The 25,144-nt window shown below is 69.9% G+C and carries 25 protein-coding genes and 1 tRNA gene; 15 read left to right on the forward strand and 11 right to left on the reverse strand.

The window, feature by feature from the left end:
- Positions 1-41 precede the first annotated feature (41 nt).
- From AKJ13_RS23745 to AKJ13_RS23780, 8 genes are all read right to left on the reverse strand, one after another.
- Positions 42-455 carry a hypothetical protein gene (locus AKJ13_RS23745; RefSeq protein WP_050735586.1) on the reverse strand — a complete coding sequence of 138 codons (414 nt, stop codon included), beginning with the start codon at positions 453-455 and terminating at the stop codon, positions 42-44.
- Positions 456-817: 362 nt separating this feature from the next.
- A tRNA-Arg gene (locus AKJ13_RS23750) sits at positions 818-894 on the reverse strand.
- Positions 895-1,098: 204 nt separating this feature from the next.
- The gene (locus tag AKJ13_RS23755) at positions 1,099-2,793 is read right to left on the reverse strand and encodes an AMP-binding protein (protein WP_050735587.1); all 1,695 of its coding nucleotides are present in this window, start codon (positions 2,791-2,793) and stop codon (positions 1,099-1,101) included.
- 171 nt (positions 2,794-2,964) lie between these two features.
- Positions 2,965-3,879, reverse strand: a complete 915-nt coding sequence (locus AKJ13_RS23760; protein WP_050735588.1) for a hydroxymethylglutaryl-CoA lyase — start codon at positions 3,877-3,879, stop codon at positions 2,965-2,967.
- Positions 3,876-5,906, reverse strand: coding sequence for an acetyl-CoA carboxylase biotin carboxylase subunit (locus tag AKJ13_RS23765; RefSeq protein ID WP_050735589.1), 2,031 nt, complete (start codon positions 5,904-5,906; stop codon positions 3,876-3,878). Before AKJ13_RS23765 ends, AKJ13_RS23760 begins: the two co-directional genes overlap by 4 nt.
- 11 nt (positions 5,907-5,917) lie before the next feature.
- Positions 5,918-6,709 carry an enoyl-CoA hydratase-related protein gene (locus AKJ13_RS23770; protein WP_244471705.1) on the reverse strand — a complete coding sequence of 264 codons (792 nt, stop codon included), beginning with the start codon at positions 6,707-6,709 and terminating at the stop codon, positions 5,918-5,920.
- A 5-nt stretch (positions 6,710-6,714) separates the two neighbouring features.
- Positions 6,715-8,322, reverse strand: a complete 1,608-nt coding sequence (locus tag AKJ13_RS23775; protein ID WP_050735590.1) for a carboxyl transferase domain-containing protein — start codon at positions 8,320-8,322, stop codon at positions 6,715-6,717.
- Positions 8,323-8,455: 133 nt separating this feature from the next.
- Positions 8,456-9,625 carry an isovaleryl-CoA dehydrogenase gene (locus AKJ13_RS23780; protein ID WP_050735591.1) on the reverse strand — a complete coding sequence of 390 codons (1,170 nt, stop codon included), beginning with the start codon at positions 9,623-9,625 and terminating at the stop codon, positions 8,456-8,458.
- Between the two features lie 171 nt (positions 9,626-9,796).
- On the opposite strand from AKJ13_RS23780, the gene AKJ13_RS23785 reads away from it, so the two are divergent.
- From AKJ13_RS23785 to AKJ13_RS23820, 8 genes are all read left to right on the forward strand, one after another.
- On the forward strand, positions 9,797-10,411 hold the full coding sequence (locus AKJ13_RS23785) for a TetR/AcrR family transcriptional regulator (protein ID WP_050735592.1): 615 nt from the start codon (positions 9,797-9,799) through the stop codon (positions 10,409-10,411).
- A gap of 385 nt (positions 10,412-10,796) precedes the next feature.
- Complete coding sequence (locus AKJ13_RS23790) at positions 10,797-11,489, forward strand: GntR family transcriptional regulator (protein WP_050735593.1); 693 nt, start codon at positions 10,797-10,799, stop codon at positions 11,487-11,489.
- 87 nt (positions 11,490-11,576) lie between these two features.
- Positions 11,577-12,329 (forward strand): ABC transporter ATP-binding protein, encoded by a 753-nt coding sequence (locus tag AKJ13_RS23795; RefSeq protein WP_050735594.1) that lies wholly within the window; start codon positions 11,577-11,579, stop codon positions 12,327-12,329.
- Positions 12,322-13,044 (forward strand): ABC transporter ATP-binding protein, encoded by a 723-nt coding sequence (locus AKJ13_RS23800; RefSeq protein ID WP_050735595.1) that lies wholly within the window; start codon positions 12,322-12,324, stop codon positions 13,042-13,044. Before AKJ13_RS23795 ends, AKJ13_RS23800 begins: the two co-directional genes overlap by 8 nt.
- Before the next feature lie 100 nt (positions 13,045-13,144).
- Positions 13,145-14,365: an ABC transporter substrate-binding protein gene (locus AKJ13_RS23805; protein WP_050735596.1), complete on the forward strand. Its 1,221-nt coding sequence runs from the start codon at positions 13,145-13,147 to the stop codon at positions 14,363-14,365.
- A 308-nt stretch (positions 14,366-14,673) separates the two neighbouring features.
- Positions 14,674-15,576, forward strand: a complete 903-nt coding sequence (locus AKJ13_RS23810) for a branched-chain amino acid ABC transporter permease (RefSeq protein ID WP_050735597.1) — start codon at positions 14,674-14,676, stop codon at positions 15,574-15,576.
- A gap of 9 nt (positions 15,577-15,585) precedes the next feature.
- Positions 15,586-16,587 carry a branched-chain amino acid ABC transporter permease gene (locus AKJ13_RS23815; RefSeq protein WP_050735598.1) on the forward strand — a complete coding sequence of 334 codons (1,002 nt, stop codon included), beginning with the start codon at positions 15,586-15,588 and terminating at the stop codon, positions 16,585-16,587.
- Positions 16,588-16,714: 127 nt separating this feature from the next.
- The gene (locus AKJ13_RS23820; protein WP_050735599.1) at positions 16,715-17,611 is read left to right on the forward strand and encodes a dihydrodipicolinate synthase family protein; all 897 of its coding nucleotides are present in this window, start codon (positions 16,715-16,717) and stop codon (positions 17,609-17,611) included.
- A 112-nt stretch (positions 17,612-17,723) separates the two neighbouring features.
- On the opposite strand, the gene AKJ13_RS23825 is transcribed toward AKJ13_RS23820, so the two are convergent.
- The 3 genes from AKJ13_RS23825 to AKJ13_RS23835 form a co-directional block, all read right to left on the reverse strand.
- Positions 17,724-17,993 (reverse strand): hypothetical protein, encoded by a 270-nt coding sequence (locus AKJ13_RS23825; RefSeq protein ID WP_050735629.1) that lies wholly within the window; start codon positions 17,991-17,993, stop codon positions 17,724-17,726.
- Positions 17,994-18,136: 143 nt separating this feature from the next.
- On the reverse strand, positions 18,137-18,403 hold the full coding sequence (locus AKJ13_RS23830) for a hypothetical protein (protein ID WP_050735600.1): 267 nt from the start codon (positions 18,401-18,403) through the stop codon (positions 18,137-18,139).
- 117 nt (positions 18,404-18,520) lie between these two features.
- Positions 18,521-19,102, reverse strand: coding sequence for a hypothetical protein (locus tag AKJ13_RS23835; RefSeq protein WP_144426365.1), 582 nt, complete (start codon positions 19,100-19,102; stop codon positions 18,521-18,523).
- 334 nt (positions 19,103-19,436) lie between these two features.
- Between AKJ13_RS23835 and AKJ13_RS23840 the strand changes: the two genes are divergently transcribed.
- The 7 genes from AKJ13_RS23840 to AKJ13_RS23870 all read left to right on the forward strand — a co-directional run bounded on the left by AKJ13_RS23840 (position 19,437) and on the right by AKJ13_RS23870 (position 24,996).
- Positions 19,437-19,868, forward strand: a complete 432-nt coding sequence (locus tag AKJ13_RS23840; protein ID WP_050735602.1) for a hypothetical protein — start codon at positions 19,437-19,439, stop codon at positions 19,866-19,868.
- 117 nt (positions 19,869-19,985) lie between these two features.
- Complete coding sequence (locus tag AKJ13_RS23845) at positions 19,986-20,276, forward strand: hypothetical protein (RefSeq protein WP_007558605.1); 291 nt, start codon at positions 19,986-19,988, stop codon at positions 20,274-20,276.
- Positions 20,277-20,348: 72 nt separating this feature from the next.
- Entirely contained in the window at positions 20,349-21,245 is an 897-nt protein-coding gene (locus AKJ13_RS23850; RefSeq protein ID WP_050735603.1) for a LysR substrate-binding domain-containing protein, read from the forward strand.
- A 210-nt stretch (positions 21,246-21,455) separates the two neighbouring features.
- Positions 21,456-22,205 (forward strand): glucose 1-dehydrogenase, encoded by a 750-nt coding sequence (locus AKJ13_RS23855; protein WP_050735604.1) that lies wholly within the window; start codon positions 21,456-21,458, stop codon positions 22,203-22,205.
- Positions 22,206-22,217: 12 nt separating this feature from the next.
- On the forward strand, positions 22,218-23,105 hold the full coding sequence (locus AKJ13_RS23860) for a transketolase (RefSeq protein WP_050735605.1): 888 nt from the start codon (positions 22,218-22,220) through the stop codon (positions 23,103-23,105).
- A complete protein-coding gene (locus AKJ13_RS23865) occupies positions 23,102-24,124 on the forward strand; it encodes a transketolase family protein (protein ID WP_050735606.1) in 1,023 nt (340 codons plus the stop codon). Before AKJ13_RS23860 ends, AKJ13_RS23865 begins: the two co-directional genes overlap by 4 nt.
- Positions 24,115-24,996, forward strand: coding sequence for an NAD(P)-dependent oxidoreductase (locus tag AKJ13_RS23870; RefSeq protein WP_050735607.1), 882 nt, complete (start codon positions 24,115-24,117; stop codon positions 24,994-24,996). The genes AKJ13_RS23865 and AKJ13_RS23870 overlap by 10 nt, the downstream gene beginning before the upstream one ends.
- The last annotated feature ends 148 nt before the right edge of the window (positions 24,997-25,144 follow it).

Below are 25,144 nucleotides of genomic sequence, written 5' to 3' on the forward strand. Positions count from 1 at the left end.
CGTGCGGCCTCACGCGGGCGCGGCGGCCCGCTTCATCGGGTTCAGGCTCGGGGCGGCTCGGGCGGCGGCGTCCCGGTGATGCTGGCGAACCTCTCGGTGCTGAGCGCGAAGGCGGCCGTCCCCGTAGCCCGGGGCACCGGAAGGCCGATCCCGGAGGGCGGCAGGGACGCGAGGCTGCCCAGGCACAGGGCCATCAGCGGGCAGCCCTTGAGGCAGCCCTTGGCGCCATCCGCCGGCTGATCGGCCGGCGCCGCCTCGGGCGGGCAGCACGGCATAGCCGCCATGGCGTGTTCGGCCATGGACATTCCGTGGTCGTGGCCGTGCGGCGCCGCCGCCTCCTGGGCCATCGGCGCATGCATGCCGGCGACCGCCGCGGGCGCGGCGACCGGCGTCAGGGCAAGGCTCAGAACCGCCAGAAGCGGAAGCAGCCGCCGAAGGGCCAACCAAAGGATCACAGGCCTAGGATGCCAGCTTTCGTGGTGGTGTGGAAGCGCGCGGTTTGGCCCAGCGCGATCGAGCGCTCGCCTCCCTGCCGTGGCGATCGAGCCCGGCGAAAGGGTATCGACCCCGAACCACGCCAGAGGGACGCCTTCGGGATCGCTCAGCCGGCTGCACGGCGCGCGGACGTTGCATCGCAGGGATCGAGACCGGCGGGATGGTCGGAGGCCTCTCGCTGGACCTAGGCCAGCGCACGACGGTGCCGAGGATCGCGGCCGCGGGCATAGGGGGGCGGGGGGATCGTGAACGGCTAGCCAGAGATTCAATGCGGTGGCACCGCCGGTCTCTGGGCCGAGTGTTTCCAAGTCATTAGAAAAATTGGCGCACCCGACACGATTCGAACGTGTGACCTTTGCCTTCGGAGGGCAACGCTCTATCCAGCTGAGCTACGGGTGCTAGCCGCGCCGATTTCCTAACCCAACCGCGCCGCAAGCGCAACGGCTCGGGTGCGGCTCTGTGCGGCTCGATCGGTACGGTATGGCAGCGCCGCCACGCCCGACGGATGAATGTCTGTGCCCATTCGGGCTTACAGGTGCGACCACGTCGCCCGTCGTGCGATGGTCGGTCGGGGAGTGCCATCGACGCCGCTTCAGCGCATCATCAGGCTGTGCCGTCGCGCGAGAGGCCGAGCTGGTCCTCGACGATGTGGCGCATCCTGAACTTCTGGACCTTGCCCGTGACGGTCATGGGGAAAGACTCCACGAAGTGGATGTAGCGCGGGATCTTCTGGTGCGCGATCTGTCCCCGGCAGAAGGCGCGCACCTCGTCTTCCGACACCGTTTCTCCGTCGCGCACCCTGATCCAGGCGCAGAGCTCTTCACCGTATTTCAGATCGGAAACCCCGAAGACCTGGACATCCTGGATCTTCGGATGGCGGTAGAGATATTCCTCGATCTCACGGGGATAGAGGTTCTCGCCGCCCCGAATGACCATATCCTTGAGGCGGCCGACGATGTTGCAATAGCCGTCGGCGTCCAGGGTGGCGAGATCGCCGGTGTGCATCCAGCCCGCGGCGTCGATGACCGCGTCGGACTTCGCCGGGTCGTCCCAGTAGCCGCGCATGACCGAATAGCCGCGGGTGCACAGCTCGCCGGGTTCGCCGCGGGGCACGACGCGCCCTTCCGCGTTCACGATCTTCACCTCCAGATGGGGGTGGACCCGGCCCACCGTCGCGACGCGCCGCTCCAGCGGGTCGTCGACGGCGCTCTGGAAGCTGACCGGGCTCGTCTCGGTCATGCCGTACGCGATGGTGATCTCGCGCATGTGCATGCGCTCCACCACCCGCCGCATGACCTGGATCGGGCACGGTGCGCCCGCCATCACGCCGGTGCGCAACGTGCCGAGATCGAAGCGTGCGAAATCCAGATGGTCGAGCTCGGCGATGAACATGGTCGGCACGCCGTAGAGCGCGGTGCAGCCTTCGGCCTGCACGGTTTCGAGGGTCGCGTGCGGGTCGAATCCCTCCCCCGGATAGACCATGGCGCTGCCATGGGTGAGCGCCGCCAGGTTTCCGATGACCATCCCGAAGCAGTGATACAGCGGCACCGGGATGCAGATCCGGTCCGCCGCGCCGAGCCGCAGGGCGCGGCCGATGAAGAAACCGTTGTTGAGGATGTTGTGGTGCGTCAGCGTCACGCCCTTGGGCGAGCCGGTGGTGCCGCTGGTGAACTGGATGTTCACCGCGTCGTCGAACTGGAGCTGGTCGGCGAGCCCGCGCAGCCGCGCGCGTTCGCCGGCGCCGCCCAGGGCCGCCACTTCCTCGAAGGCGATCGTCCCCAGAGCCGGCGGCCCGCCGATCTGGATGACGCTGCGCAGCTGCGGCAGGCGGGCGGCGGCGAGCCGGCCCGGAACCGAGGCGGCGAGCTCGGGCGCGAGGCTGCCGATCATGCCGAGATAATCGCTGGTCTTGAACGCGGTCGCCGTGACCAGAGCTGCGCAGCCGACCTTGTTGAGCGCGAATTCCAGCTCGGACAGGCGATAGGCCGGATTGATCGTGACCAGGATCAGGCCGGCCCGCGCGGCGGCGAATTGAGTGACCGTCCACTCGGCGCGGTTAAGCGACCAGATGCCGATCCGATCGCCGGGCTGCAGGCCGAGGGCGAGCAGGCCTGCCGCGAAGGCATCGGCGCGATCGCTCAGCTCCCGCCAGGTCCATCGGATGCCCTGGGCGGACGCGATCAGGGCCGGCTGGTCCGCCCAGTCCGCGGCCGCACGCGCGAGGGCCTGGCCGATCGTCTGGCCGAGCAGCGGCGCATCGGCCGCACCATGGACATAACTCAACACCTGGTTGGTCATTCCATCCTCCCCATCACGCGGGTCGTGCCGTCTTGCGCGGTCACGACCGTATGCGCTGCGTCGTTTCTTGGTCTGCTTGTCTTGGTCTTCTTGCCTCGACGGGATCCGATTCGACGGGTCCGCATCATGATCCGGGGGGCGCCGGGGCGCCATCACGGTTCGGCCGCTCGATCAGGACGCGGCCTGCCGCCGGGACAGGATGGCGCGCGCGGCCTTCGACGCCGGCTCCCGGTTCAGGTGACGGGTGATCGAGAGCCCCGCATCGACCAGGGCTTCCAAGTCGATGCCGGTCTCGATCCCCATGCCGCGCAGCATGTAGGCGACGTCTTCCGTGGCGACGTTGCCGGTGGCGCCCCGCGCATAGGGACAGCCGCCGAGGCCCGCCACCGCGCTGTCGATCACGGACACGCCCAGATCGAGGCAGGCGAGGAGGTTCGCCAGCGCCTGGCCGTAGGTGTCGTGGAAATGCAGGGCGATCCGTTCCAGCGGCACGGCCGACGCGACACCTTCCACCAGCCGCCGCGCGGCCAGCGGGGTCCCGGTGCCGATCGTGTCGCCGAGCGAGATCTCGTAGCAGCCCATGCCCAGAAGAGCCTCGGCGACCTGCGCGACGGCCGCCGCCGCGACCGCCCCCTCGTACGGGCAACCCAGCACGCAGGAGACGTAGCCGCGTACCCGGAGGCCGGCGGCACGCGCCGTCTCGACGACCGGGGCGAAGCGCTCGAGGCTCTCAGCGACCGAGCAATTGATGTTGCGGCGGGAAAAGCTTTCCGAGGCGGCGGCGAAGACGGCGACCTCACGGACCCCGCAGGCGCGCGCACGCTCCAGGCCCTGGGGATTGGGCACCAGCACCGGGTAGCGGATTCCCGGCCGGGGCCGAAGCTGCGCCAGCACCTCCGCGGTGTCGGCCATCTGGGGCACCCATCGGGGCGACACGAAGCTTCCGGCCTCGATGCTGGTCAAGCCGGCATCGGCCAGCGCCTCGATCAGCGCGACCTTGGCAGCCGTGGGTATGGTGGGCGGCTCGTTCTGCAGCCCGTCCCGCGGGCCGACCTCGACGATGCGCACGCGCTCCGGATAGGTCATGGCCCCGGCTCCTCGGCCGCGAAGGTGACGAGTTCCGTTCCCTCCTCGACCATGTCGTCCACGGCGTGACGAACCTGCGCGATGGTGCCCCGCTGCGGTGCCCGCAGGGTGATCTCCATCTTCATCGCCTCGATGATCACCAGCGGCGCGTTCTTCTCCACGACATCGCCCGGCCCCACCAGCACATGGGTCACGCGGCTCGGAACCGGGGCCGTCACGCGATCGCTGCCGGCCGCTTCGGTCTGGGGTGGCGCCAGCGGATCCTCGAGGACGAGGGTGTGGTTCCGCCCCGCCAGGATCACCGTGCATTCCGCGCTGTGCCAGACCACCCGCAACCGCCGCGTCACGCCGTCGATCGCCAGAAGCGGCCCCGCCGCATCGGCCGACAACGCCGCCTGCACGGAGCGGCCCGACCAGGCGAGACGGTAAGACCCGTCGGCCAGCGGATGGACGCGCAGGGTGATCGCGGGCGCATCATCCTGGCGGAAACGCAGGTCTTGAGCGGCCTCCCCGTTCATCCGCCAGGCATCCGCCGCGGCCCAGGGGGACCACGGATCACCGGTGGCCTGTGCCCGCCCGGCATTCTCCGCCGCCCGGTCGCTCACCACCGACAGGGCCGCGGCCGCCAGAGCGGCGGTTCCCGAACCGTCGGAATCCGGGGCGGCCGAAGCTCCCCCGAGGAGGTCGGGCGCGTGGCGCGCGATGAAGCCGGTATCCAGGTCCCCGGCCGCGAAGGCGTCGTGGCCGGCGATGGAGCGCAGCAGGTCGAGATTGGTCGTGACGCCGACCACCGCGTATTCGGCCAGGGCCGCGCTCAGGCGCCGGAGAGCGGTCGGGCGATCCTCGCCCCAGACGATCAGCTTGGCGATCATCGGATCGTAATGCGCGGTGATCTGGTCGCCCTGCACGATCCCGGTATCGACCCGCACCCGGCCGGGGACGTCCTGCGGCTGGCGCAGATGGACGAGCGTGCCGACGGCCGGCAGGAAATCCCGGTCCGGGTCCTCGGCGTAGATGCGCGCCTCGATGGCGTGCCCGCGCAGGGCGAGGCGGTCTTCCCCGAGGGGCAGCGGCTCACCCGCCGCCACGCGCAGCTGCCACTCCACCAGATCCAGGCCCGTGACCATCTCGGTGACGGGATGCTCGACCTGCAGGCGGGTGTTCATCTCCATGAAGTAGAAGGCGTCGCCCTCCGCGATGAACTCCACCGTTCCGGCGCCGACGTAACCGACCGCCCGGGCTGCGGCGACGGCGGCCTCGCCCATCTGCTTGCGGCGCAGCGGGTCCATCCCCGGGGCTGGCGCCTCCTCCAGGACCTTCTGGTGCCGCCGCTGGATCGAGCAGTCGCGCTCGAACAGCGAGACGGTCCGGCCCTGGGTGTCGGCGAAGACCTGGATCTCGATATGGCGGGGGCGGGTGAGGTACTTCTCGATCAGCACCCGGTCGTCGCCGAAGGAGGCCGCCGCCTCGCGCTTGGCCCCCTCGATCGCGGCCGCGATGTCGTCCGCCGACGCGACGATGCGCATGCCCTTGCCGCCGCCGCCGGCCGAGGCCTTGATCAGCACCGGGTAGCCGATCCGCGCCGCCGCCTCCCGCAGCACCGGAATGTCCTGCGCTTCGCCGTGGTAGCCGGGCACCAGCGGCACGCCGGCCCGCTCCATCAGGGCCTTGGATTCGGCCTTGGAACCCATGGCCCGGATCGCGGCCGGGGGCGGCCCGATGAAGGCGAGGCCGGCCTCGGCGCAAGCTTGCGCGAACGCGGCGTTCTCGGACAGGAAGCCGTAGCCGGGATGGATCGCCTCCGCACCGGAGCGCCGGGCAGCGTCGAGGATGGTGTCGGCCACCAGATAGCTCTGGCGTGCCGGGGCCGGACCGATCGGCCAGGCCTCGTCGGCGAGTCGCGTGTGCCGGGCCCCGGCATCCGCCTCGGAATAGACGGCCACCGTGGCGATGCCGAGCCGCCGGGCGGTGTCGATCACCCGGCAGGCGATCTCCCCCCGGTTGGCGACGAGGATCTTGCGGAACATCGTGCGGCTCCTCAATCCTGCCGCCAGGCCGGCGGGCGCTTCTCGAGGAAGGCCGCGATACCCTCCTGCCCTTCGGCCGAGGCGCGGCGCAGCGCGATGCGCCGCCCGGTCTCGCCCATGAGATCGGCGTCGATCGGCCGGCCCTCGCAGAGGAAGACGAGATCCTTGGCGTCCGCCTGAGCCCCGGGCGCACCCTGCAGGGCGGCCCGGAGTACCGCTTCGCCCGCCGTGGCCAGCGCGTCCTCGGCGACCACCTCGTGCACGAGACCGATCTCCCGCGCCCGCGCGGCCGGGACGATTTCGGCGGTCTGGAACAGGCGGCGGGCCCAGCGCGGGCCGATGGCATTCACCACGTAGGGGCTGATGGTCGCCGGGGTCAGGCCGAGCTTCACCTCGCTGAGGCAGAAGCTCGCCCGCTCGGAGGCGATTGCCACGTCGCAGCACGCGACCAGGCCGACGCCGCCCCCGTAGGCCGCGCCCTGCACCAGGGCCAGGGTCGGCTTGGGCAGCCGGTCCAGCGTGTGCATCAGGCGCGCGAGCCCGGCCGCGTCGGCGCAGTTGGCGTCGGGAGGCTGGCGGGCGATCCGGCGCATCCAGTCGAGGTCGGCCCCGGCGGAGAAGCTGCGGCCGCGGCTCGCCAGGACCACGGCCCGGATCCCGGGCTCGTCGCCCAGGCGGAGCAGGGCCGCGGTGAGATCCGCGATCAGGGCGTCGTCGAACGCGTTGTGCCGATCCGGGCGATTGAGGGTCAGGGTGGCGACGCCGCGCGCATCCACCGCCTCCAGGATGGTCTCGGTCATCATCGCGCTCACATCCGGAACAGGCCGAAGCGGGTCTGGGCGATCGGCGCGTTCAGGCTGGCGGAGAGGCCCAGCGCCAGCACGCGCCGCGTGTCGGCCGGGTCGATCACGCCGTCGTCCCAGAGCCGGGCGCTCGAATAATACGGGTGGCCCTGCCGCTCGTACTGGTCGCGGATCGGCGCCTTGAAGGCCTCCTCGTCCTCCTGCGACCAGCTCTCGCCGCGGCCCTCGATGCCGTCCCGCCGCACCGTGGCCAGGACCGCGGCCGCCTGCTCGCCGCCCATCACGCCGATGCGGGCGTTCGGCCACATCCACAGGAAGCGCGGCGCGTAGGCGCGGCCGCACATGCCGTAATTGCCGGCCCCGAAGCTGCCGCCGATGATGATCGTGAACTTCGGCACCGCGGCCGTGGCGACGGCGGTGACCATTTTGGCACCGTCCTTGGCGATGCCGCCGGCCTCGTACCGCTTGCCCACCATGAAGCCGGTGATGTTCTGGAGGAACACGAGGGGGATGCCGCGCTGCGCGCAGAGCTGGATGAAGTGCGCGCCCTTCTGCGCGCTCTCCGAGAACAGGATGCCGTTATTGGCCACGATGCCCACCGGGTAGCCCCAGACATGCGCGAAGCCGCAGACCAGGGTCTGGCCGTAGAGCCGCTTGAACTCGTCGAACGCGCTGTCGTCCACCAGCCGGGCGATGACCTCGCGCACGTCGTAGGGCGTGCGCAGGTTCGACGGCACGACCGCGTAGAGCTCCTCCGCGGCGTAGCGCGGCGGCATGGGCTTGCGCAGCGCCATCGAGGGCCGCTTCACGGAATTCAGGCTCGCGACGATGCTCCGGGCGATGCCGAGCGCATGCGCGTCGGTCTCGGCGTAATGGTCGGTGACCCCCGAGGTTCGGCTGTGGACGTCCGCGCCGCCGAGATCCTCGGCGCTGACCACCTCGCCGGTGGCGGCCTTCACCAGGGGCGGTCCGGCGAGGAAGATCGTGCCCTGATTGCGCACGATGATCGACTCGTCGCACATCGCCGGCACGTAGGCGCCGCCGGCGGTGCAGGAGCCCATCACCACGGCTATCTGCGCGATCCCCTCGGCCGACATGGTGGCCTGGTTGAAGAAGATCCGTCCGAAATGGTCGCGGCCGGGGAAGACCTCGTCCTGGTTGGGCAGGTTGGCGCCGCCGCTGTCGACCAGGTAGAGGCAGGGCAGCCGGTTCTGCTGAGCGATTTCCTGCGCGCGCAGGTGCTTCTGCACCGTCAACGGAAAATAGGTCCCGCCCTTCACGGTGGCGTCGTTGGCGACGATCATGCACTCGCGCCCGCTGACCCGGCCGATCCCGGTGATGATCCCGGCCGCGGGAATCTCGCCCCCGTACAAGCCGTGCGCGGCGAGCTGGCCGACTTCGAGGAACGGCGAGAAGGGGTCGATCAGGGCCGCGATGCGATCCCGCGGCAGCAGCTTGCCGCGCGACAGGTGCCGCTCGCGCGCCGTCTGCCCGCCGCCGAGGCGGATCCGCGCCGCGGTCGCGCGGAGATCCGCCACCAGCCCGCGCATATGCGCGTCGTTGGACCGGGCCTCGGCGGAGCGGAGATCCAGCGTGGTGTCCAGCGTCGGCATGTCCCTTACACCTCAGAGGTGCGCGTTCCCGCGGGGCACCGCCCCGCACCCGCGAACGGTCGAGGACCGTTTGAAACCCTGACCTTCGACGATCGAGCCTGAATGGCGCGGGAGGTCGAAGCCCGGGGTTCGGTCAGGCGGTCTCGTTGAACAGCTCGCGACCGATCAGCATGCGGCGGATCTCGCTGGTGCCGGCGCCGATCTCGTAGAGCTTGGCGTCGCGCAGCAGCCGTCCCGTCGGGTAATCGTTGATGTAGCCGTTGCCGCCCAGGGACTGGATCGCCTCGAGCGCCATCCAGGTCGCCTTCTCGGCGGCGAAGAGGATCGCTCCGGCCGCGTCCTTGCGGGTCGTCTGGCCTCGGTCGCAGGCTTTCGCGACGGCATAGACATAGGCCCGCGCCGCATTGGCGATCGTGTACATGTCGGCGACCTTGCCCTGCATCAGCTGGAACGTGCCGATGGGCTGGCCGAACTGCTTGCGCTCGTGGATGTACGGCAGCACGACATCCAGGCAGGCCTGCATGAGGCCGAGGGGGCCGGCCGCGAGCACGGCCCGCTCGTAGTCGAGCCCGCTCATCAGAACGTTGACGCCGCGCCCGACCTGCCCGAGCACGTTCTCCTCCGGGACTTCGCAGTCCTGAAACACCAGCTCGCAGGTATTGGAGCCGCGCATGCCGAGCTTGTCGAGCTTCTGGGCGGTGGAGAAGCCCGGGAACGTCTTCTCGATCAGGAAGGCGGTGATCCCGCGCGGCCCCGCTTCGGCATCCGTCTTGGCGTAGACGACGAGGACATTCGCGTCGGGGCCATTGGTGATCCACATCTTGGTGCCGTTCAGGACGTAGCGGTCACCGCGCTTGTCCGCGCGCAGGCGCATGGACACCACGTCCGAGCCCGAGCCCGGCTCCGACATGGCCAGGGCGCCGACATCCGCGCCCGAGACGAGCTTCGGAAGGTATCGGCGCTTCTGGTCTTCGGTGCCGTTGCGGTGGATCTGGTTGACGCACAGGTTCGAGTGCGCGCCGTAGGAGAGGCCCACGGAGGCCGAGGCCCGGCTGATCTCCTCCATGATCACCACGTGATTGAGGTAGCCCATGCCGGCACCGCCATATTCCTCGCCGACGGTGACCCCGAGCACGCCGAGATCCCCGAACTTGCGCCAGAGATCGGCGGGGAAGTCGTTGCGCCGATCGATCTCGGCGGCCCGCGGCGCGATCTCGGCGGATGCGAACCGGGCGACCTCGGCGCGCAGGGCGTCGGCCGTCTCGCCGAGGCCGAAATCGAAGCCTTTCAGGCCGTTCAGCATGAGCGTCCTCCCGCGGGGCCGGCTGCGTGCCCTCGTTACAAACGTACGTACGTTAGTTTTTACCCTTCGGCAAGCGTTTGCAAACGATCGGCCGTTCGTTTTGTTTGACTGGTCTGCCCGGCCTGTATACGGGCCGAGCCGGGTGGCGGGCGGTTTGCCGGAAAGGGTTTGATGAGTCGCATCGCTGGACCCAAAGGGATGCGCACCGCCGCGGCGATCCGGCGTGCCGGGTTGAAGCTCATCTATCGCCACGGCTTCGGCGCGATGAGCCTGCGCGACCTGGCATCCGAGGTGGGGATACAGGCGTCGTCGCTCTACAACCACATCCGCACCAAACAGGATCTCCTGTTCGATCTCATCCGCGAGCACATGGAGGCCCTGCTGGCGCAGACCGATGCGGCCCTCGCGGCGGCGCCGGACACGGCCACGGACCGCCTCCGCACCTTCATCCGCCATCACATCGTCTACCACCTCGAAAAGAAGCAGGACGTCTTCATCGCCAATTTCGAGCTGCGCTCCCTGGATGCGCCGCATTACGCGACGATCGTCGCCATGCGGCGCGCCTATGAGGGTAAGCTGATGGCGGTGCTCGATGCCGGCGTCGCCACGGGCGAGTTCGACATCCACGACACGCGGATCACCGCCTATAGCATTCTCGCGATGCTGACCGGGGTGTGTACCTGGTACAAGCCCGAGGGAAGACTATCCAAATCCGAGATCGTCGATCTTCACACCAACATGGTGCTGCACGGCTGCATCGCGCAACGCGAGCACGCCCTCCCCTGAATGGTGCGTCCGCGACTTCAGGGTGATGGGCCAGTCCTTCGTCCCGCAGAATGAAGATGCGCGCCTCATGGAAGCGCGACCTTCGCATGAGGCCTGGGACTTTGGCGTTTCGAGAGCGGGGTGTAGATCTGCCTGAATAGCCTCCTCGAGGTGATCGAGGGCGGCAAGGCTTCGAGCGGGCCTGGTCAGCACGCGTAATGGCCGGGCCGGCGGCGGTGGCGGTTGAACCGGGCATGCCGCGCCCGACCACCCAAGCGATGGCGGCCGGTCCCCGCGCTGAGGCGGTCCGCTTCATCGGATGCGCCCGGTCGTAGGCCACCCGGACGCCATGGTTTGTCCCGGTGCCAGGTTTCTGGATAAAATCTACCATTCTCCTGAGGTGCCCATGTCCGCTTCGGCTGCTTCGCCGCCCGCCCCCGATCGCCTGCGTCACAAGACGGTCTCGGCGGCCGTCACCGAGTCGCTGCGTCAGCGAATCCTGAACGGCGAGTTCGCGCCCGGAATCCAGCTGCGCCAGGATGCGCTCGCGGAGGAGTTCGGCATCAGCCGCATTCCGGTCCGGGAGGCGCTGCTGCAGCTGGAGGCGCAGGGCCTGGTCAAGATCGTCCCGCATCGCGGGGCCGTGGTCACCGGCCTGTCCGTGGAGGAGGTCGAAGACATCTTCCGCCTGCGCGAGCAGCTCGAGCCGCCGCTGCTGGCGCTCTCCGCCCGCCGATTCGCGGCGGCGGATTACCGGCGGCTGCGCAGTTTGACCGATGAGTACGGCGCAGCGCTCGAGGCCGGCCAGGTCGATCGATGGGGCGAGCTGAACCGGAGCTTTCACCTCGATCTCCTGCGCTACGCCGACCGCCCCCGCTCGCTCACCATCGTCGCCGGCCTGCTCCAGGATTGCGATCGCCCGACGCGCCTGCAGCTCTCCGCCTCCGGGGACACCGAACGCGCCGACCACGAGCACACGCAGATCGTGGCGCTGTGCGAGGCCGGCCAGGTCAACGCCGCCGCCGACCTGCTGCGGGCCCATATCGCGCACGCCGCCGTCTCGCTCGTGGCAATCTATCGTCAGGCCCATGCCGGGTGAGCGACACCCTCCAGACGCCTCGAAACGAGGGTCTTGACGCACCTGGAGATTTTATACAATCTACAACTGTGAACCGGTGAGGGCGCCGTGGCTGAGCACGCATTGGTGACAGAGGGGCTGACCAAGGCGTTCGGAGGCTTCACGGCCGTGCGCAACGTCGACTTCGCAGTCCGGCGCCATGCAATTCACGCGCTCATCGGCCCGAACGGCGCCGGCAAGACCACGTTCTTCAACCTGCTGACGAAGGTCCACACGCCGACCGGCGGGCGCATCCTCTACGAGGGCACCGACATCACCCACGACAGCGCGGCGGCGATCGCCCGGCGGGGGATCGTGCGCTCGTTCCAGATCTCGGCGACCTTCCCGCACATGAGCGTGCGCGACAATGTCCGCGTCGCGCTGCAGCGGCGCCTCGGGACGCAATACGCGTTCTGGCGCTCGATCCGGTCGCTGTCGGTGCTGGACGACGAGGCCATGGCGCTCCTGTCCGACGTCGGGCTGGCCGACTACGCCGAGGCGAATGCCGCCGACCTGTCCTACGGGCGCAAGCGCACCCTGGAGATCGCGACGACGCTGGCGCTGGATCCGCCCCTGCTCCTGCTCGACGAGCCGACCCAGGGCATGGCCATCGACGACGTCGACCGGATCAAGCGCCTGATCCGGCGGATCGCCGTCGGCCGCACCATCCTGATGGTCGAGCACAACATGTCGGTGGTGGCCGACCTCTGCGACGCGATCACCGTGCTCCAGCGCGGCGAGATCCTGGCGCAGGGCCGCTACGAAGACGTCTCCGCCGATCCCGGGGTGAAGGCGGCCTATCTCGGGGGCGGGCATGCCTGAGATGGACTTGCCTGAATCCGCCGCCCTGGAGATAAGCGGGCTCGAAGCCTGGTACGGCGAAAGCCACGTCCTGCACGGGATCGACCTCACCGTGCGCGAGGGCGAATGCGTGACCCTGCTCGGGCGCAACGGCGCCGGGCGCAGCACCACCCTCAAGGCGATCCTCGGCCTGACCGATCGCCGCGCCGGCTCGGTGCGGGTGCGCGGGCAGGAGACGGTCCGGCTCAGCACGCACCGGATCGCTCGGCTCGGCCTCGGCTATTGCCCAGAGGAGCGCGGCATCTACCGCTCGCTCACGACGCAGGAGAACCTCACCCTCCTGCCCCGCCTCGGGCCCGACGGGATGTCGGTGGCCGAGGTGCTGGCGATGTTCCCGAACCTCGCCGAGCGGGCCGATAGCGGCGGCGGTCGCCTCTCGGGCGGCGAGCAGCAGATGCTGGCGCTCGGCCGCATCCTAACCACGGGCGCCCGCATCCTGCTGCTCGACGAGATCACCGAGGGGCTGGCCCCGGTCATCGTCGAGGCGCTCGGCCGGGCGGTGGCCCTGCTCAAGAGCCGGGGCTTCACCATCGTGCTGGTGGAGCAGAACTTCCACTTCGCCCGCCACCTCGCCGACCGCCATTACGTGATCGAGAACGGCCGCGTCGCGGCCGAGATTCCGGCGGACGAGGTGGCGGCCAGGGAGGCCGAGGTCGGGCGCCTGCTCGGCGTCTAGAGCATCGTCCCGAAAGGTGGCTGCCGGCTTTCGGAACAAGACGATGCACAGTCAGACCCCGGCAGGGGAAGAACAGGCGGGACGAACAGGAGGCGGGAACATGCGGTCACGGTTCATCGGTTGCGTGCTCGGCGCGTCGCTCGCGTCGGCCGCCCTGCCTTCGCTTGCCGCCGAGGCGGTCAGCGACGGCGTCGTCAAGATCGGCATCCTCAACGACCTGTCGGGGATCTATTCCGATTTCACCGGGCGCGGCTCGGCCGTGGCGGCGCAGATCGCCATCGACGAGATGGGCGGCAAGGTGCTGAACGCCCCGGTCGAGCTCATCGCGGCCGACCACCAGAACAAGCCCGACATCGCGGCCAACCTCGCCCGGGAATGGTTCGACCAGGGCAAGGTCGACATGATCGCCGACTTCCCGACCTCCTCGACGGCGCTCGCCGTGATGGAGATCGCCAAGCAGAAGAACCGGGTGACGATGCTCTCGGCCGGGGTCGCCATGGCGGCGATCAACGAGAAGTGCTCGCCGCTCAACGCGCAGTGGATGGTCAACACCTATGCGCTCGCGGCCGGTACCGCCAAGGCGCTGCTGAAGACCGGCCGCAAGACCTGGTACTTCGTGACCGCCGATTACACCTTCGGCCATTCCCTCGAGAAGGACGCCTCCGCGGTGGTGGAGGCCGAGGGCGGCAAGGTGCTGGGCGTCTCGCGCCACCCCTTCCCGGGCGGCGACTTCTCCTCCTTCATGCTGAAGGCCCAGGGGAGCGGCGCGCAGGTGATCGCGCTGGCCAATGCCGGCAGCGACACGGTCAACGCGGTCAAGCAGGCCGCCGAGTACGGTATCGGCCGCAGCGACAAGCAGGTGATCGCGCCGCTGCTGACCTACATCACCGACGTGAAGAGCCTCGGGCTGGCCAAGGCCCAGGATATGTACCTTACGGAAGCCTTCTACTGGGATTACGACGACCGCTCGCGCGCCTTCGCGGAGAAGTACTTCGCCAAGATGAAGCGCATGCCGAGCGCTTCCCAGGCGGCGGTCTACTCGGCCGTGCTGAGCTACCTCAAGGCGATCCAGGCGGCGGGCACCGACGAGGCCGGCACCGTGATGGCCAAGCTGCGCACCATGACCATCGACGACGCGGTGATCCGCAACGGCAGGCTGCGCGCCGACGGTGCCCTCGTCCACGACATGCTGCTCCTTCAGGTGAAGAAGCCGTCGGAATCCAAGCGCGACTGGGACTTCTACAACGTCCGGGCGGTCCTGAGCGGCGACGAGGTGTTCCCGAAGCCGTCCGACAGCTGCCCGCTCAACGCCAAGGGGTGAAACGCTGTCGCGCAAGGGCGCGCACCGGCCTTCGGGATGACGCGTCCCCTACCCGGTGTGGCTGCGGGCTACAGAGGTTTGCCCCGGAGAAGGCGAGGGTTCCCTCTCCCGTGCGGGAGGGGGGACAGGGTGAGGGATGCGACATCTCCGGAAAGACCTGGCCCCTCACCCCAACCCTCTCCCGCTCGGGAGAGGGGGCACGTCGAGCCCTGCAAGAGTGACGGTGCCTCGACCCTGTGGAGCCGTAGCCCTTGTGGTGCAGCCCCGAAAAGACCGTCCGACCCCTCCAACCCGCCGGTGACCCCGCTATGGACATCACCCTCCAGGCCTTCCTGGCCCAGCTCACCATCGGCCTGATCGGCGGCTGCTTCTACGCCCTGCTGAGTATGGGGCTCGCGATCATCTTCGGGCTGCTCAACATCATCAACTTCACCCACGGGGCGCAGTTCATGATGGCCGCCTTCCTGGCCTGGATCGGGCTGACCCAGATCGGGCCTTGGCTCGGCTATCCCGACGTCCAGATCAGTTTCTGGGTCGCGCTGGTGCTGGCGCCGCTCTGCGTCGCCCTGTTCGGCATGGTCATCGAGCGCACGCTGCTGCGCCGGCTCTACCATCTCGACCACCTCTACGGCCTGCTCCTGACCTTCGGGGTGGCTCTGGTGATGGAGGGGGCGTTCCGCTACGCGTTCGGCGTCTCCGGCCAGGGCTACGAGCCGCCGGAGATCCTGCAGGGGCCGGTCGATGTCGGCTTCATGCTGCTGCCGAAATACCGCGTCTTCGTGGTCGTGGCTTCGCTGCTGATCTGTTTCGCCACTTGGTACCTGTTCGAGCGGACCAAGCTCGGCGCCTATCTGCGCGCCGGCACCGAGAACCCGCGCCTGCTCCAGGCCTTCGGCATCAACGTGCCGGTGATGATCACCCTCACCTACGGGTTCGGCGTGGCGCTCGCCGGCATCGCCGGGGTGCTGGCCGCGCCGATCATGCAGGTGACGCCGCTGATGGGCGGCAACCTGCTCAACATCGTCTTCGCCGTGGTGGTGATTGGCGGGCTCGGCTCGATCCTCGGCGCGATGATGACCGGCCTCGCCCTCGGGCTGATCGAGGGGCTGACCAAGGTGGTCTACCCCGAGGCCTCCACCGTGGTGGTGTTCGTCATCATGGCGCTGGCCCTGCTGGTGCGCCCGGCCGGCCTGTTCGGCCGCGAAGCCTGAGGGGAGCCGATGTCGAACACCGTCAAGATCTTTCTGGTCCTGATCGGGCTCGCCCTGGTCGTGCCGTTCGTGCCGGGGCTGATCTACCCGGTCTTCGTGATGAAGGTGATGTGCTACGGGCTGTTCGCCTGCGCCTTCAACCTGCTCCTGGGATTTACCGGGCTCGTCTCCTTCGCGCACGCCGCCTTCCTGGGCAGCGCCGGCTACGTCACCGGCGCCCTGATGATCCGGTTCGGCAACCACCCGCTGGGGATGCCGGCGGCCTTCGTGGCGGGCGTCGCCGCGGCGGCGCTCATCGGCTTCGCCATCGGCGGCCTCGCGATCCGGCGGCGGGGCATCTACTTCGCGATGATCACCCTGGCGCTCTCGCAGATCGTCTACTTCCTGGCGGTGCAGTTTCGCTGGACCGGCGGTGAGGACGGACTCCAGGGCATCCCGCGCGGCAGCCTGTTCGGGCTCGACCTCTCCTCCGACACGGCGATGTACTACGTGACGCTGGCGCTGTTCGCGGCGGGCTTCCTGTTCGTCGACCGCGTCGTCCACTCGCCCTTCGGCCAGATCCTGCAGGCGGTGCGGGACAACGAGGCCCGGGCGACCTCGCTCGGCTACGACACGGACCGGTTCAAGCTCCTGGCCTTCGTGATCTCGGCTGCGGTGGCCGGCTATGCCGGGGCGATGAAGGCGCTGGTGTTCCAGCTCGTCTCCCTCAACGACGTCTCGCTGCACACCTCGACCGAGGTGGTGCTGATGACCCTGCTCGGGGGCGTCGGCACGATCTTCGGGCCGCTGCTCGGGGCCGGGCTGGTGGTCGGGCTGCAGAACTACCTCGCGACCATCGGCGACCTCGTCACCGTGGTGATCGGCCTGATCTTCATCGTCTGCGTCTCGTTCTTCCGGCGCGGCGTCGTCGGCGAGTTCCTGCACCTGCGCCGGCGCCGGGCCGAGCGGGGCAAGAGGCGCCCGGTCCTGACCGCCACCCGCGAGCGCGCGCCGGCCGCCGAGGCGGCCTGAGCCACGCCCCCTGCCCCGGCGGGCAGTCCGATTTCGCCGCCGCGCCGCGCGAGGCGTGGGCGAAGCCATGGCCGCGCGGCCCAGGCGCGGTGCCGTTCAACCCCATGATTCAGAAGGATCTTCGACCATGTGGACAGGTGTCATTCCCGCCGTCACGACCAAGTTCAAGCCCGACGGCAGCCTCGACCACGCCGAGATGGAGCGCTGCTTCAGCATCCAGATGGAGGCGGGCTGCGACGGCATCATCGTGTGCGGCTCGCTGGGCGAGGGGCCGATGCTGTCCCATGACGAGCGCATCGCGGTGCTCCAGCGGGCCCAGTCGGTCACCAACGGCAAGCCGACCCTGCTGACCGTGTCCGAGGCGGGGACCCGCGAGGCCTGCGCGCTCGCCGCCAAGGCGGCCAAGGCCGGGGCCAGCGGCCTCATGGTGGTGCCGAGCCCGATCTATCACACCGACCCGGCCGAGACGGTCGAGACCTTGCGGGCCGTCGCGGCCGCGGGCGACCTGCCGGTGATGATCTATTCCAACCGGGTCGCATACCGGGTCGACGTGACGCCCGAGATCATGGAGGCGCTGGCCGCGGATCCGCGCTTTGTCGCCATCAAGGAATCCTCCGACGACATCCGGCGCACCACCGAGATCATCAACCGGCTGGGCGACCGCTACGCCGTGCTCACCGGCGTCGACAACCTCGCCCTGGAGGCCCTCGCGGTCGGCGCCTGCGGCTGGGTCGCCGGCCTCGTCTGCGCCTTCCCGGCGGAGACGGTCGCGATCTACCGCCTGATGCAGGCGGGCCGCCTCAAGGAGGCGCTGGCGATCTACCGCTGGTTCCGGCCGCTCCTCGACCTCGATGTCTCGACCTACCTGGTCCAGAACATCAAGCTCGCCGAAGCCCTCGCCATCAACTCGACCGAGCACGTACGGGCGCCGCGCAAGCCCCTGTCCGGGGCGCGGCGGGAAGCGGTCGAGGCGATCGTGCGCAAGGCGATCGAGAGCCGCCCCGCCCTGCCCGCGGCGGCGTGACGGTTATCGGCGGCGCGACATCCGCCGACGCCATGCGATCACAGGTTCACCGTCCCGGCTGGCCCGCGCGGTGAACCTGTGATTCTTCGGCCGATCGGGTCGAGCCGCCGGCTCAGCGGCCGACGCCGACGCCGGTGCCGCCGCCGATCGGGGCGATCGCGTTCGGCCCGGTATTGGGGCTGGGCGTCGCGGCCTGGTTCCGCTCGATATTCATCTGGAGCGTGTTGCCCTGCGTCGTCTGCTCCTGCCGCAGCGAGCGCATCTGGCTGTTGTACTCCATGGATTGGTTCGCGGCGTTGGGGTTGTTCTGCTGGACCTGGGCCAGGACCTGGGTCGAGACGAGCGGCGACAGGCAGAGGCCGGCGAGAAGAAGGATGCGCATGGTCAGACTCTGAAGCGTGTGGGGGTTCACGAAGCCGACGCGCCCGGGCGCCGCCAAGTTCCGCCGACAACCAGCGACCTGATGCATCGGGGCAGCCCTGTCGGGACGGGCCGTGCGCCGGTTCCTGCCGCGATGACGGCGGCTCAGCAGCCGATGCAGACGCGCGGATCCCATTTCGGCAGGGGCTTCAGCGGCGGCAGCGGTTTCGGCGCAGCCGTGGTGGTCACGCTCTGCTCCGGCAGCGTCACCGCGAGGTTCCGCGCGGTGTCTCCGATGATGGCGGCATCCTGGACCGGCTCGACCGCGGCGGGAGGGGCGATGCCGCCGGTCGGATCGCGATCGACCGCCCGCGCGGCGCCGAGGCTGAGCGCGACGGCCAAGCCGGCAACGAGGAGGCGGATGACAGTCATGGGGGACTCCGCCGGCACAACGTGACGCGGGCGGCGCGGTTCAACCGCCCGCCCCGCCTGCGGTGCGGCGTATTGGGCCCGGTCCCGGCGTCCGATGCGGTGCCGTCTCGGAACCTGTCAGGATCGCCGCGGGCGCAGCGACGAGGCCGGCAGGATCGTCGCGTGCCAGCGGTTGTCGTCCTGCGGCACCCACGGGCGCTCGACCGGACGCTCGGGCAGCCGGTACGCGACGGGGATCGACCCGACCGGCCATGCCACCGGCGCCGTCTGGAGATGCGCGAGCTTCCGCGGGGGCAGGCGTTTCGCCAGCCGGACCGGACGCGCCCGCGTGGCGATCCTGCGGCGGTCGTGCCGCTGGAGGCGGGCGTAGCGCTTGCGCAGCTGGGCGAGCCGGACCTTCGCCCGCGGGCGGCGCGCGGCCATCGTCACGCGCGGATTCGGCCGCGTCAGCTCGGCCAGGCTCGGCTTGTCGTAGCTGACCGGGGCGACGCGGTTGGCCGCAGTGATGCAGCCCGTGCAGATGGAGAGCGAAAGCTGCTGCCAGCGCTGCTGCTGTCTCTCCGCAATGAGCCCGGCGCGATCGATGCCCGCACCGGCATGTTCCGCGCTCCGGCTCGCGGGAAAGGCCGCGCTGATGCTCGGCAACGCGATGGCGAATGCAGAAAGCGCCGCCATCCAAGAGTGTGCAACGCGCGTCATGACCCATCTCGGCGGTCGCCAAAAGCCGCCAAGCTTCCTGTTGCCGTGTCGGTGCGGCCGAGCAAACCGTTTTCTTGGGCCGTCGGTATTCAATACGCACGCCGCGTGCGCGCCATCGGAACGGCGGTGCCCGCGATACTTCGGGCGGCCGTGGCTGATCTCCTCGAGATGATCGCGCTATTTTGCAATCTACTGAAGTATTGTTGGGTTGTTTCCCGGTCGTTTACGGCTCTCAGGCTGGACAAACGACCGGATATATGGTTAATCCCGCGTGTCACGGCCGACGATTAGGGCCGAGTCTGGCATCAGGGTGCTCATGAACGGTGTAAGGCGGATGGCGGCTCTCGGCTTGGTGCTCGTGACGGGGGCGTGCGCGCGTCTGCCGAATGTCCCGACGGCCTACAGCGCCTTGCCGCGCACGGTTTCATCCGGTGCCGCGGTGCCGGTGGCGACGCTTCCGGAGGCTCCGGTCGAGTCGCCGGCCGCCCTGCCCCGCATCGTCATCCCCGGCACCCTGACGGTCCCGGTCACGGCTTTCGAGCCGCGCGGGCTGAACCCGAACGCGGTCCTCGACTCGTCCCGGCGCAGCCGCATGACCTGGGAGGCATTGCACCCCGGGGATCTCCTGAAGCCGCCGGCTCTCGCGGCGGCGGGGCAGCCGGCGCCGTCGGGGGCCGCGCCCCGGACCTACGACCGCGAGGCGATGATGGACCGCCTGCTCAAGGGCGGGCGCAATGCGGCGAGCGGCATCTGCTCCGGGTGCTGATCCCGGGCCGCCGCGGTCCGGCATGGTTCGCCGATTGCCTCTCCGGCCGCGCTTGGTTTACGCGCCGTTAACGGGTCCTGCCCAAGTTGCCAGCGAGCGACCTGAGGGAGGCGTGGCATGGGTGCCTTGAAGGCGGAAGACGAGCAGGCTGTCGAGCGCCTGACGCTGCGGCTCCTGCAGGACGCCTATTGCGACCTCGCGGCCGTGCTCCGCGGCGCCCAGCCCGCGGCCGCCGCGGCCATCCTGGCCGTCATGGAACAGCGCGTTACCGACGTCCTCACCCGGATCTGCCAGCAGGGCTCCGAGGGCGCCGCCTCCGAGCGTATCGCGATCGCCGTCGGCGAGCGGATGGGCGAGATCATGGATCAGGCCCACGGCCGGGACGGAAGCGCGGCCCTGGCGGCGTGAAGCCGTTCCGCCGGCCGGGATCCGCCCCGCGGCCATTGTCAGCACCCTGAGCGCGGGCCCATCCTGCCGCGGATGCGTTCGCCCGTTCCCCTGTCCGCCGTGCGGATCTTCGAGGCCGCCGCGCGGCGGCGCTCGTTCAAGGCGGCGGCCGGCGAGCTGAACCTGTCGCCGAGCGCGGTCAGCCACGCCGTGCGCAAGCTGGAGGAGACCCTCGGCGTCGCCCTGTTCGAGCGGAATGGCCAGGGCATCACCCCGACCCCGGCCGGCGAGGCCCTGTGCGACCATGTCGGCCGGGCCTTCGCCGAACTGAACCGCGGCTTCGACCTCGTGGCGAATCGCGGGCCGCAATTGCTGCGGCTGCACTGCGCCCCGAGCTTCGCCGCGCAATGGCTCGCGCCGCGACTGGCGCGCTTCCTCAGCGAGCATCCGGGCTTCGAGGTGCGGCTCGCCGCCGGCATGGACTACGCCCGGTTCATCACCGACGAGTTCGACGCCGACATCGTCTACGGGCCGCCCCGGGGCGAGGGGCTGGTGCGCATGCCGCTCGGGCTCGAGACCGTGACGCCGCTCTGCGATCCCGAGCGCGCCGCCCGGATCACCGATCCCGCCGACCTGTTCGGGCAGACCCTGATCCAGAGCGACAACAAGCAGGTGCGCTGGACCCATTGGTTCGAGCGCAACCGGCTTACCGCGCCGCCCACCGCCGCGATCCGCTTCGACCGGAGCTTCCTGGCTTTGGCGGCGGCGGCCGACGGGCTGGGCGTCGCCCTCGAATCCACCCGGCTCGCCGAGCGGGAGATCGCCGCCGGCCGCCTGGTCGCGCCTTTGGTCGGGCGGGCGGAGGATATCAGCTACACCGGCCACCATTTCGTCTGCCCGGCTGATGCCCGCCGCCGGGCGCCGCTGCGGGTCTTCGCCCGCTGGCTCGCCCGGGAACTCGCGATCGAGCTGGACGCCGAGCTCGCCTGAAACCTGAGAGCAGGTGAATACCATTCACCTGCGGGTGCAGGATTCGCGTTTGTCGCGCGGGCCGCCCCGGGCCACTATCGCCGCAACGAACAAGACGCGAGGAAACGTCACCGCGAGGCCGCCGATCCCCGGATCGCGGTCGCCGGCCTCAGCCTCCGTCGCGACGACAGGCTTCGATCCCGCATGCGCGCGGATCGCCGGGAGGGTCCCATGCTGCTGAACGATCGGGTCTGCGTGATCACCGGGGCGGCCTCCGCCCGCGGCATCGGGAAGGCCACGGCGCGCCTGTTCGCCCAGTCCGGCGCCCGCATCACCGTGCTCGACCTCGATGCCGGCCAGGCCGAGGAGGCCGCTCGCGACATCGGCCCCGGCCATATCGGACTCGCCTGCAACGTGACCGACCGGGCCGCCTGTGACCGGGCCGCCGAGGAGATCGTCGCCCGGCTCGGGCGCATCGACGTGCTGGTTAACAATGCCGGCATCACCCAACCGCTCAAGATCATGGAGATCGCGCCGGAGAATTACGACGCCGTCACCGACGTGAACCTGCGCGGCACCCTCTACATGAGCCAGGCCGTGATCCCGGGGATGCGCGGCCAGGGCTCTGGGGCGATCGTGTGCATGTCCTCGGTCTCCGCTCAGCGCGGCGGCGGCATCTTCGGTGGCCCGCATTACAGCGCCGCCAAGGGCGGCGTGCTCGGCCTCGCCAAGGCCATGGCCCGGGAGCTCGGCGCCGACGGGATCCGGGTGAATTCCGTGACGCCCGGCCTGATCCAGACCGACATCACCGGCGGCAAGCTCACCCCCGAGCTCAAGGTCGAGATCGCGAAGGGCATCCCGCTCGGGCGCCTCGGGGTGGCCGACGACGTCGCCAAGGCCTGCCTGTTCCTGGCCTCCGACCTGTCCGCGTACATCACCGGGGCGGTGATCGACGTGAACGGCGGCATGCTGATCCACTGAGGGGGGAGTCCCATGCCGACCGAGAGGCTGCCGACCGAACGCCCCCGCGCGGGGTCCAACGTCCCGCTCAGCGAGCGCGCCTACCGCATCCGCCGCCACGCCCTGCGCATGGGCGAGGTCCAGGGCCAGGGCTACATCGCCCAGGCGCTCGGCATCAGCGACGTGCTGGCGGTGAGCTACTTCCACGCCATGACCTACCGGCCCGAGGATCCCGAATGGGAGGGCCGCGACCGGTTCCTGCTCTCGATCGGCCACTACGCCATCGCCCTCTACGCGGCGCTGATCGAGGCGGAGATCATCCCGGAGGACGAGCTGACGAGCTATGGCGGCGACGACAGCCGCCTGCCGATGTCCGGCATGGCCGCCTACACGCCGGGCATGGAGATCACCGGCGGCTCGCTCGGCCACGGTCTGGGTATCGCAGTCGGCCTATGCCTCGGGCTGAAGCGGAAGGGCTCGAGAAACTTCGTCTACAACCTGTTCTCCGACGGCGAGCTCGACGAGGGCTCGACCTGGGAGGCCGCCATGTCGGCGGGCTCGTTCAAGCTCGACAACCTGATCGGCCTCGTCGACGTGAACGGCATGCAGGCCGACGGCGCCTCCACGGGAGTGCTCAACTTCGAGCCGCTGGCCCCGAAATTCGAGGCGTTCAACTGGTTCGTGCAGCGGGTCGACGGCAACGACCTCGACGCGCTGGTGGCGGCCTTCGACGCCGCCCGGAACCACCTGGGGCCGCAGCCCCGGATCATCATCTGCGACACGCGCATGGCCAAGGGTGTGCCGTTCCTGGAAGCGCGCGAGCGCAACCACTTCCTGCGCGTCGAGCCGGACGAGTGGCAGCGGGCTTTGACGGTCCTGGACGGGGCCCGGGCGATCCTGGACGAAGGGAGGGTGCGGTGAAACGCTCGAAATACGAGAAGCCCGCGCCCCGCGAGGGCGGCAGCCTCAAGACTTCGGCGATGATCGCCTCGCTCGCCGCCCCCGGGCAGCGCACCAAGGCGGCGCCCTTCGGCCATGCCCTGGTCGAGCTCGCCAAGACGCGGCCCGACATCGTCGGCCTGTCGGCGGACCTGTCGAAATACACCGACCTGCACATCTTCGCGCAGGCCCATCCCGAGCGCTTCTACCAGATGGGGATGGCCGAGCAGCTGCTGATGAGCGCGGCGGCCGGGCTCGCCCGGGAAGGCTTCACGCCGTTCGCCACCACCTACGCGGTGTTCGCCGCCCGGCGGGCCTACGACTTCATCTGCCTGGCGATCGCGGAGGAGAATCTCGACGTCAAGATCGCCTGCGCCCTGCCCGGCCTGACCACCGGCTACGGCCCGAGCCACCAGGCGACGGAAGACCTCGCGATCTTCCGCGGCATGCCCAACCTCACGATCATCGACCCCTGCGACGCCCACGAGATCGAGCAGGTGGTGCCGGCCATGGCCGCCCATAAGGGGCCGGTCTACCTGCGGCTCCTGCGCGGCAACGTCCCCCTGGTGCTGGACCAGTACGGCTACACGTTCGAGCTCGGCAAGGCCAAGACGATCCGCGACGGGCGCGACGTGCTGATCGTTTCCTCCGGCCTGATGACCATGCGGGCGCTGGAGGTGGCCGACGCCCTGCGCGACGACCGGATCGACGTGGCGGTCCTGCACGTGCCGACAATCAAGCCGCTGGACGAGGCGACGATCCTGCGCGAGGCCGGGCGCGGCGGCCGGCTCGTGGTGGTGGCCGAGAACCACACGGTGATCGGCGGCCTCGGCGAGGCGGTGGCCGGCCTGCTGATGCGCAACGGCACGATGCCGGAGCGCGGCTTCCGCCAGATCGGCCTCCCGGACGAATTCCTCGACGCCGGCGCCCTGCCGACGCTCCACGACCGCTACGGGATCTCGGCGGCCGCCATGGCGCGGAGCATCCGCGGATGGCTGTGAGCCGCCTCACCTTCGTCGGCCTCGGCGCCATGGGCCTGCCGATGGCTGGCCACCTCGTCGCCGCGGGGCTTTCCGTCCGCGGCTACGATGTCTGGGCGGAGAGCCGCGCAGCCCTCGCGGCCCTGGGCGGGGCTCCGGCCGAGACCCTGGCGCAGGCGACTGACGGCGTCGACGCGCTCCTGCTGATGGTGGTGAACGCCGCCCAGGCCGAGGAGGTGCTGTTCGCGCACGGCGCCCTCGACGCCCTCGCCCCGGACGGCATCGTGGTCCTGATGGCGACCTGTCCGCCGGGGGCCGTGGAGGCCATCGCGGCACGCGTCTGCGCCACCGGCCGCCGGTTCGTGGATGCCCCGGTCTCGGGGGGCGTCGTCGGCGCGAAGGCCGCCAAGCTCACGATCATGGCCGCGGCCCCGGCCGCGACGCTGGCGGCGATCCGCCCGGTCCTCGACGCGCTCGGCGACCGAATCTTCCATGTCGGCGAGCGGCCGGGCCAGGGCGCCACCGTCAAGGCGGTGAACCAGCTCCTGTGCGGCGTCCATATCGCGGCCGCCGCCGAGGCGATGGCCCTGGCCGGGCGGGTGGGGGTCGATCTCGCGGTGGTGCTGGAGATCCTCTCGGGCTCCTCGGCCGCGAGCTGGATGCTGCGCGACCGCGGGCCCCGGATGCTGGAGGCGGACCCGGAGGTAACCAGCGCGGTCGACATCTTCGTCAAGGATCTCGGCATCGTGCTGGAGGCCGGACGCAGCGCCGGCGCGGCCCTGCCGCTGGCGGCGCTGGCTCATCAGCTCTTCGTCTCGACCTCGGGCCGGGGCGACGGCGCCGCCGACGACAGCCAGGTGGTGCGCGCCTATCGCGCGCTCAACGGGGAATAAGGGGACGGGCCGATGGGCGGTGAAGTGTCGGCGTTTGTGCGCCGTCACGGCTTGTCCCCGCGCCGCTGAGCCTGGATGATTGGCGCCGGAGCAGAAACGGCGCGTGAGACGCACAGAAGCGGTCCGCCGGTACCAGTACCGGGCCGCG

The sequence above is a fragment of the Methylobacterium sp. ARG-1 genome, from assembly GCF_001262595.1.
GTDB lineage: Bacteria > Pseudomonadota > Alphaproteobacteria > Rhizobiales > Beijerinckiaceae > Methylobacterium > Methylobacterium brachiatum.

Bases quoted from the DNA above. Each gene is read 5' to 3' on its own strand.
- AKJ13_RS23870 (WP_050735607.1), top strand. From the start codon at position 24,115: ATGGCTGTGAGCCGCCTCACCTTCGTCGGCCTCGGCGCCATGGGCCTG.
- AKJ13_RS23830 (WP_050735600.1), bottom strand. From the start codon at position 18,403: ATGACTGTCATCCGCCTCCTCGTTGCCGGCTTGGCCGTCGCGCTCAGC.
- AKJ13_RS23775 (WP_050735590.1), bottom strand. From the start codon at position 8,322: ATGCCGACGCTGGACACCACGCTGGATCTCCGCTCCGCCGAGGCCCGG.
- AKJ13_RS23825 (WP_050735629.1), bottom strand. From the start codon at position 17,993: ATGCGCATCCTTCTTCTCGCCGGCCTCTGCCTGTCGCCGCTCGTCTCG.
- AKJ13_RS23785 (WP_050735592.1), top strand. From the start codon at position 9,797: ATGAGTCGCATCGCTGGACCCAAAGGGATGCGCACCGCCGCGGCGATC.
- AKJ13_RS23820 (WP_050735599.1), top strand. From the start codon at position 16,715: ATGTGGACAGGTGTCATTCCCGCCGTCACGACCAAGTTCAAGCCCGAC.
- AKJ13_RS23800 (WP_050735595.1), top strand. From the start codon at position 12,322: ATGCCTGAGATGGACTTGCCTGAATCCGCCGCCCTGGAGATAAGCGGG.
- AKJ13_RS23860 (WP_050735605.1), top strand. From the start codon at position 22,218: ATGCCGACCGAGAGGCTGCCGACCGAACGCCCCCGCGCGGGGTCCAAC.
- AKJ13_RS23770 (WP_244471705.1), bottom strand. From the start codon at position 6,709: ATGATGACCGAGACCATCCTGGAGGCGGTGGATGCGCGCGGCGTCGCC.
- AKJ13_RS23780 (WP_050735591.1), bottom strand. From the start codon at position 9,625: ATGCTGAACGGCCTGAAAGGCTTCGATTTCGGCCTCGGCGAGACGGCC.
- AKJ13_RS23805 (WP_050735596.1), top strand. From the start codon at position 13,145: ATGCGGTCACGGTTCATCGGTTGCGTGCTCGGCGCGTCGCTCGCGTCG.
- AKJ13_RS23850 (WP_050735603.1), top strand. From the start codon at position 20,349: ATGCGTTCGCCCGTTCCCCTGTCCGCCGTGCGGATCTTCGAGGCCGCC.
- AKJ13_RS23810 (WP_050735597.1), top strand. From the start codon at position 14,674: ATGGACATCACCCTCCAGGCCTTCCTGGCCCAGCTCACCATCGGCCTG.
- AKJ13_RS23760 (WP_050735588.1), bottom strand. From the start codon at position 3,879: ATGACCTATCCGGAGCGCGTGCGCATCGTCGAGGTCGGCCCGCGGGAC.
- AKJ13_RS23755 (WP_050735587.1), bottom strand. From the start codon at position 2,793: ATGACCAACCAGGTGTTGAGTTATGTCCATGGTGCGGCCGATGCGCCG.
- AKJ13_RS23790 (WP_050735593.1), top strand. From the start codon at position 10,797: ATGTCCGCTTCGGCTGCTTCGCCGCCCGCCCCCGATCGCCTGCGTCAC.
- AKJ13_RS23815 (WP_050735598.1), top strand. From the start codon at position 15,586: ATGTCGAACACCGTCAAGATCTTTCTGGTCCTGATCGGGCTCGCCCTG.
- AKJ13_RS23855 (WP_050735604.1), top strand. From the start codon at position 21,456: ATGCTGCTGAACGATCGGGTCTGCGTGATCACCGGGGCGGCCTCCGCC.
- AKJ13_RS23835 (WP_144426365.1), bottom strand. From the start codon at position 19,102: ATGACGCGCGTTGCACACTCTTGGATGGCGGCGCTTTCTGCATTCGCC.
- AKJ13_RS23840 (WP_050735602.1), top strand. From the start codon at position 19,437: ATGGCGGCTCTCGGCTTGGTGCTCGTGACGGGGGCGTGCGCGCGTCTG.
- AKJ13_RS23845 (WP_007558605.1), top strand. From the start codon at position 19,986: ATGGGTGCCTTGAAGGCGGAAGACGAGCAGGCTGTCGAGCGCCTGACG.
- AKJ13_RS23765 (WP_050735589.1), bottom strand. From the start codon at position 5,906: ATGTTCCGCAAGATCCTCGTCGCCAACCGGGGGGAGATCGCCTGCCGG.